The organism is Paraclostridium dentum, from assembly GCF_012922555.1.
GTDB lineage: Bacteria > Bacillota > Clostridia > Peptostreptococcales > Peptostreptococcaceae > Paraclostridium > Paraclostridium dentum.
In genome coordinates this window covers 79,757-95,881 of sequence record NZ_WIPK01000009.1, presented here as the reverse complement: position 1 = coordinate 95,881, position 16,125 = coordinate 79,757, and the positions used below count along the sequence as shown (strand labels likewise).

General features: G+C 29.2%; 19 protein-coding genes. 16 read left to right on the top strand and 3 right to left on the bottom strand.

What is annotated here, in order from left to right; all coding sequences use genetic code 11:
* Positions 1–3 precede the first annotated feature (3 nt).
* From GFJ41_RS13245 to buk, 4 genes are read left to right on the top strand one after another with little or no spacing between them, the layout of a single operon-like run.
* A complete protein-coding gene (locus GFJ41_RS13245) occupies positions 4–1,251 on the top strand; it encodes an aminotransferase class I/II-fold pyridoxal phosphate-dependent enzyme (protein WP_035115296.1) in 1,248 nt (415 codons plus the stop codon).
* A 46-nt stretch (positions 1,252–1,297) separates the two neighbouring features.
* Positions 1,298–3,082 carry an indolepyruvate ferredoxin oxidoreductase subunit alpha gene (gene iorA / locus GFJ41_RS13240; RefSeq protein ID WP_035115294.1) on the top strand — a complete coding sequence of 595 codons (1,785 nt, stop codon included), beginning with the start codon at positions 1,298–1,300 and terminating at the stop codon, positions 3,080–3,082.
* The gene (locus GFJ41_RS13235) at positions 3,083–3,661 is read left to right on the top strand and encodes an indolepyruvate oxidoreductase subunit beta (protein ID WP_025162195.1); all 579 of its coding nucleotides are present in this window, start codon (positions 3,083–3,085) and stop codon (positions 3,659–3,661) included. It abuts the gene before it with no gap.
* Between the two features lie 3 nt (positions 3,662–3,664).
* A complete protein-coding gene (gene buk / locus GFJ41_RS13230) occupies positions 3,665–4,756 on the top strand; it encodes a butyrate kinase (protein ID WP_142729832.1) in 1,092 nt (363 codons plus the stop codon).
* A 165-nt stretch (positions 4,757–4,921) separates the two neighbouring features.
* Here buk and GFJ41_RS13225 read toward each other — a convergent pair whose 3' ends face one another.
* Together GFJ41_RS13225 and GFJ41_RS13220 are read right to left on the bottom strand one after the other, a co-directional pair.
* Positions 4,922–5,227: a DUF1540 domain-containing protein gene (locus GFJ41_RS13225; protein WP_035115289.1), complete on the bottom strand. Its 306-nt coding sequence runs from the start codon at positions 5,225–5,227 to the stop codon at positions 4,922–4,924.
* 91 nt (positions 5,228–5,318) lie between these two features.
* Positions 5,319–5,747, bottom strand: coding sequence for a hypothetical protein (locus tag GFJ41_RS13220; RefSeq protein WP_170075552.1), 429 nt, complete (start codon positions 5,745–5,747; stop codon positions 5,319–5,321).
* Positions 5,748–5,902: 155 nt separating this feature from the next.
* Between GFJ41_RS13220 and GFJ41_RS13215 the strand changes: the two genes are divergently transcribed.
* From GFJ41_RS13215 to GFJ41_RS13155, 11 genes are all read left to right on the top strand, one after another.
* Positions 5,903–6,901: an ion channel gene (locus GFJ41_RS13215; protein WP_035115285.1), complete on the top strand. Its 999-nt coding sequence runs from the start codon at positions 5,903–5,905 to the stop codon at positions 6,899–6,901.
* 148 nt (positions 6,902–7,049) lie between these two features.
* Complete coding sequence (gene saoT, locus GFJ41_RS13210; RefSeq protein ID WP_264318550.1) at positions 7,050–7,304, top strand: thioredoxin-like (seleno)protein SaoT; 255 nt, start codon at positions 7,050–7,052, stop codon at positions 7,302–7,304.
* A gap of 11 nt (positions 7,305–7,315) precedes the next feature.
* The gene (gene saoE, locus GFJ41_RS13205) at positions 7,316–8,395 is read left to right on the top strand and encodes an efflux transporter SaoE (RefSeq protein WP_035115282.1); all 1,080 of its coding nucleotides are present in this window, start codon (positions 7,316–7,318) and stop codon (positions 8,393–8,395) included.
* Positions 8,385–8,849 (top strand): Cys-Cys-COOH (seleno)protein SaoC, encoded by a 465-nt coding sequence (saoC, locus tag GFJ41_RS13200; protein ID WP_170075550.1) that lies wholly within the window; start codon positions 8,385–8,387, stop codon positions 8,847–8,849. Before saoE ends, saoC begins: the two co-directional genes overlap by 11 nt.
* Before the next feature lie 29 nt (positions 8,850–8,878).
* Positions 8,879–9,991, top strand: a complete 1,113-nt coding sequence (gene saoX, locus GFJ41_RS13195; RefSeq protein WP_170075549.1) for an ABC transporter substrate-binding subunit SaoX — start codon at positions 8,879–8,881, stop codon at positions 9,989–9,991.
* A complete protein-coding gene (saoB, locus tag GFJ41_RS13185) occupies positions 9,978–10,772 on the top strand; it encodes an ABC transporter substrate-binding (seleno)protein SaoB (protein WP_263345391.1) in 795 nt (264 codons plus the stop codon). The genes saoX and saoB overlap by 14 nt, the downstream gene beginning before the upstream one ends.
* Entirely contained in the window at positions 10,739–11,545 is an 807-nt protein-coding gene (gene saoP / locus GFJ41_RS18880) for an ABC transporter permease subunit SaoP (protein ID WP_247011944.1), read from the top strand. The genes saoB and saoP overlap by 34 nt, the downstream gene beginning before the upstream one ends.
* Positions 11,545–12,297: an ABC transporter ATP-binding protein SaoA gene (gene saoA, locus GFJ41_RS13170; RefSeq protein ID WP_035115274.1), complete on the top strand. Its 753-nt coding sequence runs from the start codon at positions 11,545–11,547 to the stop codon at positions 12,295–12,297. The genes saoP and saoA overlap by 1 nt, the downstream gene beginning before the upstream one ends.
* A 7-nt stretch (positions 12,298–12,304) precedes the next feature.
* The gene (saoL, locus tag GFJ41_RS13165) at positions 12,305–12,931 is read left to right on the top strand and encodes a MerB-like organometallic lyase SaoL (RefSeq protein WP_238493464.1); all 627 of its coding nucleotides are present in this window, start codon (positions 12,305–12,307) and stop codon (positions 12,929–12,931) included.
* Positions 12,932–13,104: 173 nt separating this feature from the next.
* Entirely contained in the window at positions 13,105–13,632 is a 528-nt protein-coding gene (locus GFJ41_RS13160; protein ID WP_035115270.1) for a VanZ family protein, read from the top strand.
* 256 nt (positions 13,633–13,888) lie between these two features.
* Positions 13,889–14,698 carry a chemotaxis protein CheW gene (locus GFJ41_RS13155; RefSeq protein ID WP_170075546.1) on the top strand — a complete coding sequence of 270 codons (810 nt, stop codon included), beginning with the start codon at positions 13,889–13,891 and terminating at the stop codon, positions 14,696–14,698.
* 82 nt (positions 14,699–14,780) lie between these two features.
* Here the strand turns inward: GFJ41_RS13155 and GFJ41_RS13150 are convergent, their stop codons facing one another.
* A complete protein-coding gene (locus GFJ41_RS13150) occupies positions 14,781–15,347 on the bottom strand; it encodes a CD3073 family putative ECF transporter S component (RefSeq protein ID WP_021429691.1) in 567 nt (188 codons plus the stop codon).
* Between the two features lie 176 nt (positions 15,348–15,523).
* Here GFJ41_RS13150 and GFJ41_RS13145 point away from each other — a divergent pair, with 176 nt between their 5' ends.
* Positions 15,524–16,057, top strand: a complete 534-nt coding sequence (locus tag GFJ41_RS13145; protein ID WP_170075545.1) for a CD3072 family TudS-related putative desulfidase — start codon at positions 15,524–15,526, stop codon at positions 16,055–16,057.
* Positions 16,058–16,125: the final 68 nt, after the last annotated feature.

The following is a 16,125-nucleotide window of genomic DNA, read 5'->3' as shown; positions in this document are numbered from 1 at the left end:
TTAATGATTACGTCAATGGCGGCTAAACATGCTATTTGGCCAAAAGAAGAAGATATGATATTCAATTTATCTAAAAGGGCACAAATATGTGAAAAAGAAAATGGAAAAGAAAATGTTATAAATGCTACTATAGGAGCACTTATGGATGATAAGGGAAACCTTATAACTTTAAAGTCAGTTTATGATGAATATAAAAACTTAGACAACAAACAAATAGCGGCATATGCTCAAATTGCAGGGCAAAGCGACTATATAGAAGCAGTAAAAAAAGCTTGTTTTAAAGAATTTATGCCAGACAGCAATATAAGAGTAGTTGCATCTCCAGGAGGGTCTGGATCTATAAAGTTAGCAGTTTTTAATTATACAGAAAAACAAGAAACTATACTTGTACCAGATTGGTATTGGGGACCATACAAAATTATTTGTGAAGAGATAAATAGAAATATTACAAACTATGAATTATTTAATAAAGAAGGCAATTTTAATTTTGAATCATTTAAAGATCAATTTATAAGTTTATCACAAAAACAAGATAGGATTTTTTCTATATTTAATACACCAGCTCATAATCCAACTGGATATACAGTTTCTGATGAAGAGTGGGACAAAATATTAAATTTATGTAAGCAAACTGTAAAAGATACAAATAAAAAAATAACTTTATTTGTAGATGTAGCATATATAGATTTTTCAGGTAAAGGAGCTAATGATACTAGAAGATTTTTCAAAAAGTTTGAAAACCTACCTGAAAATATATTGGTAATTATAGGATTTAGTATGTCAAAAGGATATACGGCATATGGAATGAGAAGTGGGGCTTGCTTATGTGTATCTAGCAATAAAGATATAGCTGATGAATTTTATTATTCATGCTCACATTCTGCAAGAGCAAATTGGTCAAATTGCAATAGAGGTGCTATGGAGTTGTTAACAACAATTATAAATGATGAAGAAAAGCTAAAAAGATATGAAGATGAAAAAAATTCATATAAATCAGTTTTAAAAGAAAGAGCTAAAGCATTTGTAGATGAAGCTAGAGATATAGGGTTAAATATACTTCCATATAGAGATGGATTCTTTGTAAGTATACCTTGTAAAAATCCTATGAAAGTATGTGAAAAAGCAATAGAAAGCAATTTATATACTATACCGTTAAAAATGGGAGTAAGATTTGCTGTATGTGCTGTAAATAAAGAAAAGTGTAGGATTGCACCTAGGATTTTAAAAGAAGCAATTGACTTAGTTGATTAAATTTAAAGTAGAAAAACTTAAAGATTATAAAAATAGGGGGATAAAAATGAAACTATTAATGACTGGAAATGAAGCAATAGCTCGTGGAGTTTATGAAGCAGGGGTTAAGTATGCATCTGCATACCCGGGAACTCCAAGTACTGAGATATTGGAAAATGTAGCTACATACAAAGATAGCATATTAGCAGAGTGGGCACCGAATGAAAAAGTAGCACTTGAAGCAAGTATAGGCGGTTCTATAGCAGGGGCTAGAACGCTAGCGTGTATGAAACATGTAGGTGTCAATGTAGCAGCAGACCCATTATTTACTTTTGCATATACAGGAGTAAATGGAGGATTGGTATTAGTGTCAGCTGACGAGCCAGGAATGCATTCATCTCAAAATGAGCAAGATAATAGAAATTATGCTAAATTTGCGAAAATAGCTTTGTTTGAACCATCAACTAGCCAAGAAGCTAAAGATATGTTAAAAGAAGCTTATAGTGTAAGTGAAGAATTTGACACTCCAGTTTTATATAGAGTTACAACTAGATTATGTCACTCAAAAGGTATAGTAAATTGCTCAGAAAGAGAAGAAGTAGGGGTAGCAGATTATGTAAAAGATGTACAAAAACGAGTTACTGTTCCAGCTCACTCTAGAAATCTTAGAGTAAAGGTTGAAGAAAGATTAAACAAGTTAAGAGCTTACTCAAATGCAACGGATTTAAATTACATAGAACTTAATAGTAAGGATATAGGGATAATAGCTAGTGGTGTATGTTATAACTATGCAAAAGAAGTGTTTAAAGATAATGTATCATATTTAAAATTAGGATTTACAAATCCATTACCAGATGTAAAAATAAAAAAATTTGCTAGCAAAGTTAAGAAAATATATGTAATAGAAGAAAATGATAGATTTATAGAAGACCAAGTAAAAGCTATGGGAATAGATGTAATAGGAAAAGATATATTCCCATACACAGGAGAAATGACTCCGGATGTAATAAGAAAGGTTATGTTAGGTGAAGAGAAAAAAACTATAGAATATAATGAAGATTTAGTAGTTGGAAGACCTCCAACATTATGTTCAGGATGTCCACATAGAGGATTTTTCTATGAAATAGGAAAGAGAAAAAATGTTATGGTTTCAGGCGATATTGGATGTTATTCACTAGGTTTTGCAAGTCCATACAACGCATTAGATTCAATAGTATGTATGGGAGCAAGTTTAAGTGTAGGCCATGGAGCACAACAAGTGTTTAATATGAAAGAAAATAATAACATGAGAGTAGTTGGAGTTTTAGGAGACTCTACATTCTTCCATACTGGAATAAACTCACTTATAGATATAGCATACAACCAAAGTAATGCAATATCTGTAATTTTAGATAATAGAATAACAGGTATGACAGGTCATCAACAAAATCCTGGAACAGGATATACATTACAGGGAAAAGAAGTAAAAGAATTAGATATTGAAAATTTAGTTTTAGCTTGCGGTATAAATCATGTAAGAACCATAGACCCAAATAACTTAAAAGAAGTAAATGATGCACTAGATTGGGCACTTAAATTAGATGAGCCTAGCGTTATAATAACAAGATGGCCATGTGTTCTTAAAAAGTTTTCTAAAGAAGATAAAGAAGAGTTTAGAGGTGCGTTTAAACAAAAATGTAATGTAGATAAAGATTTATGTATAGGATGTAAGTTATGTATAAAATCTGGATGTCCATCAATATCATTTGATAAAGAAACTAAAAAAGCATGTATTGAAAAAACTAGCTGTGTAGGATGTGAAGTATGTTCACAAATATGTCCAAAACAAGCTATATATAAGGGGGATAAATAAATGACAAAGAGCGTACTTTTAGTTGGAGTTGGGGGGCAAGGTACTATACTTGCGAGTAAGCTTCTAACAATTGGTCTTATGGAATCAGGATATGATGTAAGGATGAGTGAAATACATGGTATGAGTCAGCGTGGTGGCTCTGTATCTTCTCAAGTTAGATATGGTGATAAAGTTTATTCTCCAGTTATAGAAAAAGGTGGAGCAGATATTTTAGTTTCGTTTGAAAAAATGGAAGCATTAAGATGGTTAGATTACTTAAAAGATAATGGAAAAATAATAGTCAATGACTATCAAATAAATTCAATGCCAATATTAAATGGAAAAGCTGAATACAAAGGAAATGAAATAAGTGAAGAGTTATTGAGAGTAGGCGCTAAATTGATAAATGCATCAAAGAGTGCTATTGAACTTGGAAACCCAAAAACAATGAATATAATTTTACTTGGAAGCTTAGTGAAATCTATGAACCTTGAACATATTGACTGGAATCAAATTATAAGTGATAATGTAAAAAAGGAGTTTGTAGACATAAATATAGAAGCATTTAAAGTAGGAATGAATTTAGTCAAAGGGGAGTAGTTTATGGGGTATAAAATATTAGCGATTAATCCAGGTTCAACATCTACTAAAATTGCAGTATATGAAGATGAAAATATGCTTTTTTCGAAAAGTATAAATCATAGTGCAAATGAATTAGAAAAGTATAATAGTATAACTGATCAGTTTGAAATGAGAAAAGAAAGCATTTTAAATATCCTTCAGGAAAACGATTTTAAGAAAGAGGAGTTAGATTCTATAGTTGGAAGAGGAGGGATACTTCCGCCTGTAAAATCAGGAGCTTATTTAGTAAATGATGCTATGGTAGATAGGCTAAAGAATAAACCTATAATAGAACATGCATCAAACTTAGGAGCGCTTATTTCTTATGAAATAGCTAAAGAAATAGGAGTAAATGCATATATATACGATAGTGTAGCAGTTGATGAATTAGATGATGTAGCTAGAGTATTAGGGTTTCCAGAAATAAAGAGAAACTGCTTGAGCCATGCATTAAACTCAAGAGCTATGGCTATTAAATTTTCAAAGGAAAACAATAGAGATTATAAAGATATGAATTTAATAGTAGCACATCTTGGAGGAGGAATAACTATAGCTGCACATAAAAATGGGCACATGGTAGATGTAGTATCTGATGACGAGGGTCCATTTTCTCCAGAAAGAAGTGGAAGAATACCTGTTAAAAAGGTTGTAGATATGTGCTTTAGTGGTAAATATACTCAAAAAGAAATGTTGAAAAAAATTAGAGGAAAGGGTGGAATAGTAGGCCATTTAAATACTGTAGACATTAGAGAAGTTGAACAAATGATTGAAAACGGTGATGAAAAAGCTAAATTAATATATGAGGCTTTAATTTATCAAGTTGCAAAGGGAATCGGGGAGTTATCTACAGTTTTAGATGGTGATGTGGATGCAATCATATTAACTGGAGGAATTGCATACTCTAAAAATTTAACTAAAAAACTAAGTGATAAAGTAAGATTTATTGCACCAGTAACTGTACTAGCAGGAGAAAATGAGTTGGAAGCTCTTTCTTATGGAGCGTTAAGAATTTTAAAAGGTGAAGAGAATTATAGAGAATATGAAGAATTAATTGAAGATCTAAGTTTAAATTAAAATAAAAAGAGCTGACCAATATATAAAACGCTTAAGATAACTTTGTATGATTTGCTCCATGAAAGCAAAATCCGCTTTCAAAATGTCGCTAAATCATACAAAGTTATCATCAGCTATATATTATAGTCAGCTCTTTTTTATTTTGTAAATAATATAGTGTGGGGACTATTTAGTTACAAAAGTTTCGCAAGATGCATCATCCATATTTATATGAATAGAGTCAGCATTACAATCTCCACCGTGATTGTACTTACAGTTAGTAGCGGCACAAGATATAGAACTTGTTTGAGCAACTGTTGAGTCTTGAACACTATTAGAGAATGAGCTAGATTCTTTATTCTCATAAGTCGAACAAGTTGTTTCGCAAGTAGTATCAGCTGACTTACCATCAACTTTTATTCCAGATGCGTAACATGCTCCAACTTTATTATAAGTACAACTTGTAGCTGAACAGCTTATAGGATTTGACATATAAATACCTCCAAAATAAAATAAATTCATAGTCAGTTGACTATGAATTTATTATTTGTTTATTTTAAAAAAATATTAGTAGTATATAAATTTAATTTCTTAAACAATTTTCACAAAGCACATTTACATCATCGAAAGTTTCTCGGCCGAAGTTATCATTTATATGATAAACATTTAAATTGTCACTACATCCACACTTACAACATTCATAGTCGTAAAAATCTAAAGTTTTTTCTTTAAATAATTTCCAATGCAGCGAGTTTAAGTAAGATGCATAATCAACTTGAATAGCTGACTCTAAAAACTTTAAATATAGCGTATCTAAATCAACATGATTTAAATTAGTATATTCTGGGCTAAAATCATTGCATGAATCTACATTTAAAGGAGTACTATTTGAAAGCACACATTTTATATCATAAGTAAAATCATCATTAGGACCCTCTAAAGAAAGATGATTACAGTAGGAGCAACATTTTTTCGGTAGTTTTTCCTCTAAAACTTTTATCTTTGTATTCATAAATTTATCCTCCCCCAAATGGTTATTTGTACAAGTATATTAAGAAAAGTAGGACATTATGATAAAAATGATATGACAAAAATTTTATTTCGAAGGATTCTCAAAATATTAAACCGAAATAGTTAATATTATAAAATTATTTTTGGAGAATAAATATGAAAACTATTGAGTTTAATAAATTAAGAAAAGTTGCTAACCACGAAGTTAATAATAGGCTTAATGACAAAAATATAAAAGATATAAGTTCTTATGAATTTAATAAATATATAAAAATAGATGAGATTTTAGATTTAAAAGTTGTTAAAAACACAAAGTTTGAAAGCAGAAAGATAAAGGATATGCAATTTGAAAATATAGAATTTATAAATTGCAGTTTTGAAAATAGTGTATTCATAAATTGTAAATTTAATAAAGTTAGGTTTATAGATTGTAACTTTAAAAATTCAATATTAAGATACAATCAATTAAATAATCTTATAACTGAACATAGCAACTTTAAAAAAAGTATTTTTATTAATTGTCATATAGATTTTATGACAATTAAGGATTGTGATTTAAAATCATTTAAATTAACTGAATCTTATATATATAATTTGGAATTCGATGATAGCTTAGTTACTAAGTTCAATGAAGATACATTCTTTGACGAATTAAATAATGAAAGTTATGAAAGTTGTTATAAATTTTATAGAACTATAGCTTATAAATTTCAAGAAAATAATTTATTAGCTAAGTATGGAGAATACTTATATATTTATAAAACTATAGAACGAAAAACTTTAAAGGGAATAAAAAGATTTAAATCAGATGCACTTTGGTTAATTTGCGGATATGGAGAAAGACCAACTTATGCACTTATAACATCTTTAGAACTTATATTTTTATTTACTATATTATATCTAATCTTTGGACTTAAAATAGGAAGTGAAATTATATCTTATAAAGAACTATTTTTTACAGAAAAATCAGCAAATGTGATGATAGATGATTTTGTGAGAGCATTTCATTTTAGCATAGTTACATTTACAACAGTTGGTTATGGAGATATAACTCCATTTGGATATAGCATATTTTTATCAGGAATAGAAATGTTTTTAGGGGTAACAATGGTTGGTATTTGGACGGCAACGCTTGCAAGAAAAATAAATAGGTAAAAAATTAAATAGGATATATCTATATTGTGACGTTGTTATATAGATATATTCTATTTTACAATGTCTGAAAATTCTATGTATAATAAAAGAGCTTGAGTGTAAAAAAATGTAAATTAAAGGGGAAAAAGGAAAAAATAAAGGAGGAGAAATGTCAAAAGTTTTAGTAGAGTTTATAAATACATGACCTACATGTGATGAGCATGGAATGCTAATAAGAAAGCTAGGGGAACTTTATAAAGAAAAGATTGATATAAAACTATATCAAGCGGGAAAAGATTTTACTTATTTAAAAAAATACGGAATCATAATAAAAGGAACAATGATTATAAACCAAAGAAAAAAATATGATAGGCTTTCAAAGGATATCATAGAAAAAGCAATAACAGACGCTATAAACAATTAGGGGAGAATTAAATGTATATTTTAGATTTTTTCAAAGACGTACTACTATCATCTATAAGTATATTAAATGGAGCTTCAGGTTGGTTAATAATAAGTTTTATAATAGCAGGTCTACTACACAATCTAATAAGTCCAGAAAAATTTCAAAAATCTCTTGGGAATAAAAAAATATCATCATTATTAAAGAGTACAGTTTCAGGAATGTTACTACCAATATGTAGCTGTGGAGTCATACCTATAGGAATAAGTATGTACTATTCTGGAGCTTATCTAGGTCCAGTTTTAGCTTTTATGACATCAACTCCAATTATAAATCCAATAGCGGTAGTATTAAGTTTAGGATTATTAGGGCCAGATATAACTATTATTTATGTTATATCGGGATTTGTCGTGCCAATAATAGTAGGACTTTTAGGAAACTACTTAGGTAAAAATGAATTATGTATAAACCAACAAGAGGATGAAGAAATAGCTATTGAGCTAGAAGAAGAAGAGTTAAGCTTTAAAGAAAAAGTGATAGAAGGATTAAAATGGTCATTTTCTGAATTAGCACTTACAATTAGTAAATATGTTGTGATAGGTATGCTTGTTGCAGGATTTATAACAACGGTGTTTCCAAGTAGTATAATTCAAAAATACTTAGGAAATCCAGGGGTACTGTCTTTAGGTAGTATAGCAGTACTTGCATGTATTATGTATGTTTGTGCAGTTGGACATATACCATTTATTGCAGCATTAGTAGCAAGTGGGGCATCGCCAGGAATTGCTATAACATTTTTAATAGCTGGAGCTGCTACAAACTTACCAGAACTTATAAGTATGTATAAAGTAATAGGAAAGAGAACTGTAGCTATATATTCTATAACACTTACAACTTGCTCGCTAGTTATTGGATATATAACAAACTTCCTTTTAATGGGAAAGGCAACGAATATAAATATCAGTTACAAGCAGGAATCTATAAGCATAGCTAATACTATAATGTTAAATATACCGGATTCAGTAAAATACATATGCTCATTTATAATATTCATATTTTTCATAAAAGCTATAATGCCTAGCTTAAGAAAGGTTGTAAAAAATGAAGCGTAAAAAATTTTTAATAATACTTTCTATAATAGTTTTATTAATAGGAATTGCAGTATATAGCAAAGAGAAAAGAAAGGAAGAAAGTAGCCTTCCAAATGTAAATGAAGAGTATTTAAACTATTTTAAAGAAAATGCCAAATATGAAAAAATACTTACGTACACACAGCACGATATAAATAACGATAAAGTTGATGATTTATTAGTTGTTTATAAAAAAGGCAAAAATCATAATGAAATGGTTGGAGTTATAAGTGATAATGAAAACGTTTATATGACAGAGCCTATAAGAGCACCTATAGATGACATTTCAATAGAATTTAAAGATATAGATGATAAGGATGAAATGGAACTTATATTATCTGGATCTAAAAATGGAAATGTAGGATATGCAATATATAGATTAGAAAATAAAAAATTAGTAGATTTATTCGGAGAAGGCATGAATGCATGTTGCTAATATAAATTCAACAAAGGGGAGAATTAAAAGTGAAAATTTCAAAGAAGGTAAAGTCATTAGTACTAATAGGTGCAATAAGCACTACAGTTTTAACAGGATGTAGCAGCAAAGAGAACAAGCAAGAAACGGCAACAAAAGGTAGTTCAGATTATGTAATTAAACTAGGGTATTATAATTGTGACCACATGACGGCTGCACCAGTTGCTGTGGATGCTGGGATTTATAAAGATTTAGGACTTAACGTTCAAGCTGTAGGGAACGGAAAAGTACCAGAAGCTATGGCAGCTGGACAAATGGATGCAGGGTATATTGGGACTAAAGGATTAGTGGGTGCTATTCCAAAAGGATCACCAATAGTTGTAGCTGCAAATAACCATAGAGGTGGATCTGAATACTTAGTAGTTGCAAACGATATAAAAGATCCTAAAGAATTAATAGGACAAAAAATAGCTTCAGACCCAGATGGTGATTTACTATGGACTACAGACTACGGCCCAGAAACAGGACTTCCAGTAGACTCATCTAAATATCAAGTTGTAAATATAGACTCTAGCAAAGACGCATACTTAGCATTAAAAACAGGACAAATAAAAGCATTCAGTACATGTGATCCATGGGGATCTGTAGCGGAGAAAGAAGGCGTTGGAAAAATAATTTCATCGACTCAATATAAAGAAAAAAATACAGGAAAAGAATACAACTGTTGTTCATTCTCATTAAATACAAACTTTATAAAAGAACATCCAGACTTAGCTGAAAAGATGGTTTTAGCACATACAAAAGCTATAGAGTACATATACACAAACCCAGTTAAAGCAGCTAAAATATTTGCTAAAAACTATAGTGTAGATGAAGAAGTAGCATTAATGACTATATATAAAAAGACTGTAGGAGAAGGAAGAACTCTTACATGGAAAATAACTGGAGACGAATATAAAAACAATTTAGATATGTATAAAGACAATAAGGCATTAGATGAAATACCTGATTATGATAAAGTTGTAAATGATAAGCTTTTAAAATCTTGTGGAGCAGATGATTTTGATAAATTTATAAAAGAAAAAGTAGATCCAGTATTCCCTAAAGGTATGAGCTATGAAGATTGGAAAGCAAAGGCAATGGAGATAGATGGACAAAACTAAAAATATAATTTTAGGTTTAATTATTATAATAGGAAGCTTAGGAATATTATTTTTTAATCCTAAGACTGAAAAAATAGATGGAAATATAAGAATAGGGGTATCAGATGATACCTCTGGTTTTATCATTGATTATATGATAAACAAAGATTATTTTACAGATGTTGAAATTGAAAATTTAATAGAGTCATATTCTATAAATGATTGTTGAGCGAGCACTATGCAGTGGGCTCTGAGTTCAGAGCAAATAGATATGGCTATAATTTGTAAGGAAGCGGCGAAAAAATTTGTAGAGTATGATAAAAATTTTGAAATTGTAGATACTGTAGTCCAAAACTCTGATGTATTTTTAGTTAAAAACGAAAATATAAAAAAAGTAGGAGTTACACAAAATAGGAATTATCAAATTGATTTAGTAAAAGAGTATTATGAAAGTGCAAAGGAAGTGCCTTTTATAAGTGGCGGACTAGCTTATGCATTAGAAAGCGATAAAGTAGATGCTATAGTAATTGATAGTATAAAAGCACTTAGTTTAAATGGGAAAAAATTTTCTACAGCAATAAATAAGGATTATGATACATATGTAATGGTTGTAAATAAATCATTTAAACAAAATAAATTATATACTCAATTTATAAAACTATATAACCAAAGTGTAGAAGAATTAAATGATGAAAACTTATTTAAAAAAGGACTAGAAAAATATACAGATACAGAGATATCAAAAGAAGTTTGGGGTGAGTTTAAAAAGTGGAATTTAAAGTTTCTGCAAATACAGAAATAAATAAAAAAAGAGGATTAAATAAAAAGTTTTTAGATGCATTTTATAAAATATTATTATTTATAGTGATAATAGGAATATGGCAAATAAGTGCACAAAGGATAGGAAGCTCACTTTTACTTCCTATGCCAATGGATGTGTTTCATGGATTTATAACATGTATAACAGACCCTGAAATTGTAAAAAACGTACTAATTACTATGCAAAGAGTATTAAAGGGATTTATGTATGCTATGGGATTTGGACTTCCTCTAGGACTTATTATGGGGTTCTCATCAACGTTTGAGAAGGTGTTTTCTCCGGTAGTAGATTCAGCAAGACAAGTACCTATAATGGCTTGGGTTCCATTAACTATAGTATGGTTTGGTATAGGAGATGGACCAACAATATTCTTAATAGCTTTTGCAGGAGTATTTCCTATAATCCTTAATACAATTCAAGGAGTTAGATCTATATCAAAAGATTATTATAACGCAGCAAAAAGTATGGGAGCATCTCCGTTTGTAATATTTACTAATGTAATGCTACCAGCAGCTCTTCCAGATATTTTAACTGGAGCGAGACTTGCAATAAGTACTGGTTGGATGTCTGTAATCTGAGCCGAGTTTATAGCAACGAGTGCCGGTCTCGGTTACTCTATGGTACAAGCTCAAACAATGATGAATACAGAACTTTTAATTGGGCTTATGATATTTGCAGCATTAATAGGATTTATAATAGATAGAATATTAAAATTTATAAACAAGAGCCTTTGCAAATGGAGGTTTGATAATTAATGAAACTAAAAATAGACAATATAAGCAAAACATTTATAAATAATAAAGTAGAACATAAAGTATTAGAGGATATAAACCTAGATATAAAAGAAGGGGAATTTGTATCATTACTAGGTCCATCTGGTTGTGGTAAAACTACATTATTAACTATAATAGCAGGTTTTCAAACTTGTGAAAACGGTCAAGTTTTACTAGATAATAACGTAGTAGATAAACCAGGTATAGATAGAGCATTTGTGTTTCAAAATTATGCATTATTTCCGTGGAAAACAGTAAAAGGAAATGTTGAATTTCCAATGAAGCAACAAAAAATGTCTAAAAAAGAAAGAGAACAGAGATTAGAAGAACTATTATCAATATCAGATTTAAAGGGAAAAGAAAAGATGTATCCACATCAGCTATCAGGGGGAATGAAACAAAGGGTCGCGGTTATAAGAGCGCTGGCATGTAACCCAGAAGTTCTTTTAATGGATGAGCCTTTAGGAGCGGTTGATTTTCAAATGAGACAAAATCTTCAAGAAGAACTAGAAAATATTTGGATGAAAAAAAAGATAACTGCAATAATGGTTACTCATGATGTAGATGAGGCGGTATATATGAGCGATAGAGTTGTAGTTATGTCTAGAGATAAAGGGCGTATATTAGAAGATTTAAAAATAGATTTAGATAGGCCAAGAGAGCGAGAGAGTGAAGAATATCTAGAATATAAAAATAGATTAACAAAAAAATTATCAGCATGTTATGGAGTATAAATTTAAAATGAAAAACAATAAATATAGGAATTTAAATCAAATACAAAAAAATATTAGAGTATCGATTATGGATATGATAATAGAAAAAGAAAGACCTGTAAGCTTAGATGAAAGTGTAGTTTTTTTAGAAGATAAACTAAACTTAAAAAAAGAATATATAAAAGAAACTCTAAAATTATTTATAGATAAAAACATAATGGTTGTAGATGATGATGGATACATAAATTTTATATATCCAGTATCAGCACACCCAACTATGCATAGAGTTACATTAGAAGATAAAAGAGAATTTAATGCAATGTGTGCAATAGATGCGCTGGGATGGAGATGCACTTTTAATCAAGATATAGATATAAAATCTAGATGTTATGTAACTGGAAATGAAATCAATATATCGATAAAGGACGGGAAGATAACAAGCTTAAATAATCCTGATTTAAGAGTACTTCATTTAAATTTGGATAAGCACGAAAATTGGGCAGCAAACTGTTGAAACATCATGAATTTCTTCTGGACGAAGAATGAGTTTGATGAATGGGTAAAAGAAAATGGATTTGAAAATGATGAAGATATATACTGCTTAGATATAAATGAAGCTATGGATGCTTCATATGACATATTTTATGTAGGCTAAAAAAGAAGCTACCTTAAACAGGGAGCTTCTTTTGATTCTTCAAATAAAATTCATTTACTATTTTTAGATTTGTAGTATAATAATTACTTATTATAAAAGTGATTTATCACTAAATTAAACTTTTAGGTATATATTAAACTTGTGCCTATATTGTGAAAGACAGGTGATGGGGTATGAAAAAAATAGTATGCTTACTACTAGTAGTAATGACTATGGGAGGTATGTATTATTTTTCTAGTCAAGAAGGAAATGTATCAAAACAACAATCTGATACAGCTGTTAATGTAATTGATAAAATTAGATCAGAAGTAAATTTAAAAGATCATAATATAATAAGTGTAAAAGAAAAAGTTTTTGACAAACTTAAGCAGTATGGAGATAAGGGGTATATAGTTAGAAAAATGGCTCATTTTAGTGTATATGCAGGTATAGGATTTTCTATAAGTTTACTTATATATGCGCTTAGTAGAAGAATATACATAGCTAGCATTGTAGCCATGATAGCAAGTATATCATATGCTTATTATGATGAGATGAGACAGTTAGCGGTAGCTGGAAGAGTAGGTAGCATGAAAGATGTTCTTATAGACTCATCAGGAGCTCTTACAGGCATCTTAATACTGTTTGTAATAGTGATAGTGTTTAAAGGTATTAGAGGGTTCTTTAACTTTATATTTAAAAGACATAGTAAAGCTGTATAGGTTACTTAGTGGGAGTGTATATAAAAGTTTCTTACAACAGGATGGTAAAAAAGCCTGAAATGTTTCGAAACTTATATACACTCCCACTTTGTGTAGTAGAAATTAAATGTAAAAGTGAGAAAGATTCTCAAAAGGACTAGAATGTTATTGGTAATATTTGGTATAATTAGAAAGCTAATGATTTGTAATTACAATTTTAATAATAAATTATTAGAATTTATAGGGTTTATATCATTTTAAGGAAGGGAATTTAACGATGATAAATGAAGAAAGATTGCCTCATGTTATATTTAGGGTAGCTGATAATTTATATGCAATTGATAGTAGCGTTACAATTGCATTAACTGAGTTTCCTGATAATATAACTCCAATACAAAAAAGTGAAAAATTTGAACTAGGGGTTATGCAATTAAGAAATCAAATAGTACCAGTTATGAGTATGAGAAGTTTATTTGGATGTAAATCATCTGAAGAAGAATATGAATATTTTAAATCTGTGATAGATATTAGAAAAAATGATCATATTAAGTGGGTAAATGAATTGAAAAATTCAGTGAATGAAAATAGAGAATTTACTTTAACTACAGATCCACATCAATGTGCATTTGGTAAATGGTATGATAATTTTTCAACTGATATACAAAGTATAAATTTTCATATGAAAAAGATAGATTCACCACACACTTTACTACATGAGATAGCTATAGAAGTTGAGAAATGTAAAAAAGAAAAAAATGAAGAGATTAGGGAAAAAAAATTGCTAGATTTGCTTAATAAAGCAGAAAAACAATATATGGAAAAGGTAATTGAATTATTAGATAAAACAAAAGACATTTTTAAAGATCATTATCATGATATGGTAATTGTAATTATGCAAAATAATAGATTTATAGGTCTTGCAGTAGATGAAATTTTAACTGTAGATAATTTTATAAAAAATGAAACTTCAGAAAGTAATTTTATAATTGACCAACCTAAATATATTTCTGCAATTGGAGAAACTAAAGATATCGATGAACATATATTTTTAATTAAAGAAGATAAATTATTTGAGTTATATAAATAGATAGAAGATTACATGAAAAAAGGGTGTCGCAAATATTAATGCGACACCCTTTTTTACAGAGTGCTTTAAAAAGGTTATTATATTATGAAACTTTATAAGTCTGTTTAGAAAACTGAGATATAAAGTTTTTTGGCATTTTACTTAAGAAATAAACCACTAAAATACAAGATAAAGGTTTATCTACTATATTACTAATAATTCTTGGGATAAAAGCAGCTGTAAAAATTTCTTGTCCAGATTGAACTAAAAATCCAACCAATAAGTCTGCTCCACTTCCACTTAAACCTCCAAATAATAGTATTGAAATAGGTGTTCCTATTAAAGGGCAAACTACAGCTAATAATAATCCTGTAAGTATAGCCTCTTTGTAACCAAATGATTTTTTTCTAGCTATAAATCCAACTATAACACCTAGTGCTATATTAACTAAAGCAAATGGTATATTTGTAGGGTCGGATATTACACCAAGGACTAAATTTGTTCCTCCCCCTATAAGTGCTCCCCATAAAGGGCCAAGGACAACAGCCCCAAGTACTGTTCCAACGGTATCTAAAAATAGTAATGGAATGTTTAACATACCGACAAACATACCGAAAACTATATTTACTAATATACACATTGCGCTAAATGTTATTTTTTTGGTATTCATGATTACGATTTCCTCCGCAATTAAATTATTAGTACATAATTAATAATAATACAAAACTATCAATTTTTGAAATCGGAAATATTTATAAGTAAATTGTCTAAAATAGTAAAAATCTATAACACACCAATTATTTACTGTGATACTATGAAAATATTAATAAAATTAAGGAGATATATATGGAAAGAAAAAGGGAAATAGTAGCTGTTTGCCACTGTATATTAAATTGTAACTCTAAAGTGGAAGGGCTATCTAATGATAAAGGGTCACATAATGTTTCTTTACAAATTTTAAGTAGTGGGTATGGAATAATTCAATTACCTTGTCCTGAGATGGTTATGTATGGAATTAAAAGGTGGGGACATGTAAAAGAACAATTTGATAATTTATTTTATAGAAATCAATGTAAGATTATGCTAGATCCATACATAAAACAATTTGAAAACTATATTACAAGTAACTATAAAATTAAAGCTATAATAGCTATAGATGGAAGTCCTAGTTGTGGATATAATAAAACTTGTAGCTCTGATAATTGGTTTGGAGAGTTAAGTGGATGTAATAATTTATCCGAAAAATTAAGTGATATAAAAATGATAGATGGAAAAGGGATATTTATTGAAGAACTAGAAAAATCATTAAAGGAAAATAATTTAGAAATACCAATTATAGGTCTAGATGAAAATGTTGGATTAGATATAAATACAATTTAAATTGATATTAACTATAATGAAAAGGTGAACTAAATTACTGCTGAATTAAGCATTAATATAGTTCACCA

Excerpts from the sequence above, each read along its gene's own strand:
- GFJ41_RS13245 (WP_035115296.1), top strand. The coding sequence starts at position 4 with ATGATTACGTCAATGGCGGCTAAACATGCTATTTGGCCAAAAGAAGAA.
- iorA (WP_035115294.1), top strand. The coding sequence starts at position 1,298 with ATGAAACTATTAATGACTGGAAATGAAGCAATAGCTCGTGGAGTTTAT.
- GFJ41_RS13235 (WP_025162195.1), top strand. The coding sequence starts at position 3,083 with ATGACAAAGAGCGTACTTTTAGTTGGAGTTGGGGGGCAAGGTACTATA.
- buk (WP_142729832.1), top strand. The coding sequence starts at position 3,665 with ATGGGGTATAAAATATTAGCGATTAATCCAGGTTCAACATCTACTAAA.
- GFJ41_RS13225 (WP_035115289.1), bottom strand. The coding sequence starts at position 5,227 with ATGTCAAATCCTATAAGCTGTTCAGCTACAAGTTGTACTTATAATAAA.
- GFJ41_RS13220 (WP_170075552.1), bottom strand. The coding sequence starts at position 5,747 with ATGAATACAAAGATAAAAGTTTTAGAGGAAAAACTACCGAAAAAATGT.
- GFJ41_RS13215 (WP_035115285.1), top strand. The coding sequence starts at position 5,903 with ATGAAAACTATTGAGTTTAATAAATTAAGAAAAGTTGCTAACCACGAA.
- saoE (WP_035115282.1), top strand. The coding sequence starts at position 7,316 with ATGTATATTTTAGATTTTTTCAAAGACGTACTACTATCATCTATAAGT.
- saoC (WP_170075550.1), top strand. The coding sequence starts at position 8,385 with ATGAAGCGTAAAAAATTTTTAATAATACTTTCTATAATAGTTTTATTA.
- saoA (WP_035115274.1), top strand. The coding sequence starts at position 11,545 with ATGAAACTAAAAATAGACAATATAAGCAAAACATTTATAAATAATAAA.
- GFJ41_RS13160 (WP_035115270.1), top strand. The coding sequence starts at position 13,105 with ATGAAAAAAATAGTATGCTTACTACTAGTAGTAATGACTATGGGAGGT.
- GFJ41_RS13155 (WP_170075546.1), top strand. The coding sequence starts at position 13,889 with ATGATAAATGAAGAAAGATTGCCTCATGTTATATTTAGGGTAGCTGAT.
- GFJ41_RS13150 (WP_021429691.1), bottom strand. The coding sequence starts at position 15,347 with ATGAATACCAAAAAAATAACATTTAGCGCAATGTGTATATTAGTAAAT.
- GFJ41_RS13145 (WP_170075545.1), top strand. The coding sequence starts at position 15,524 with ATGGAAAGAAAAAGGGAAATAGTAGCTGTTTGCCACTGTATATTAAAT.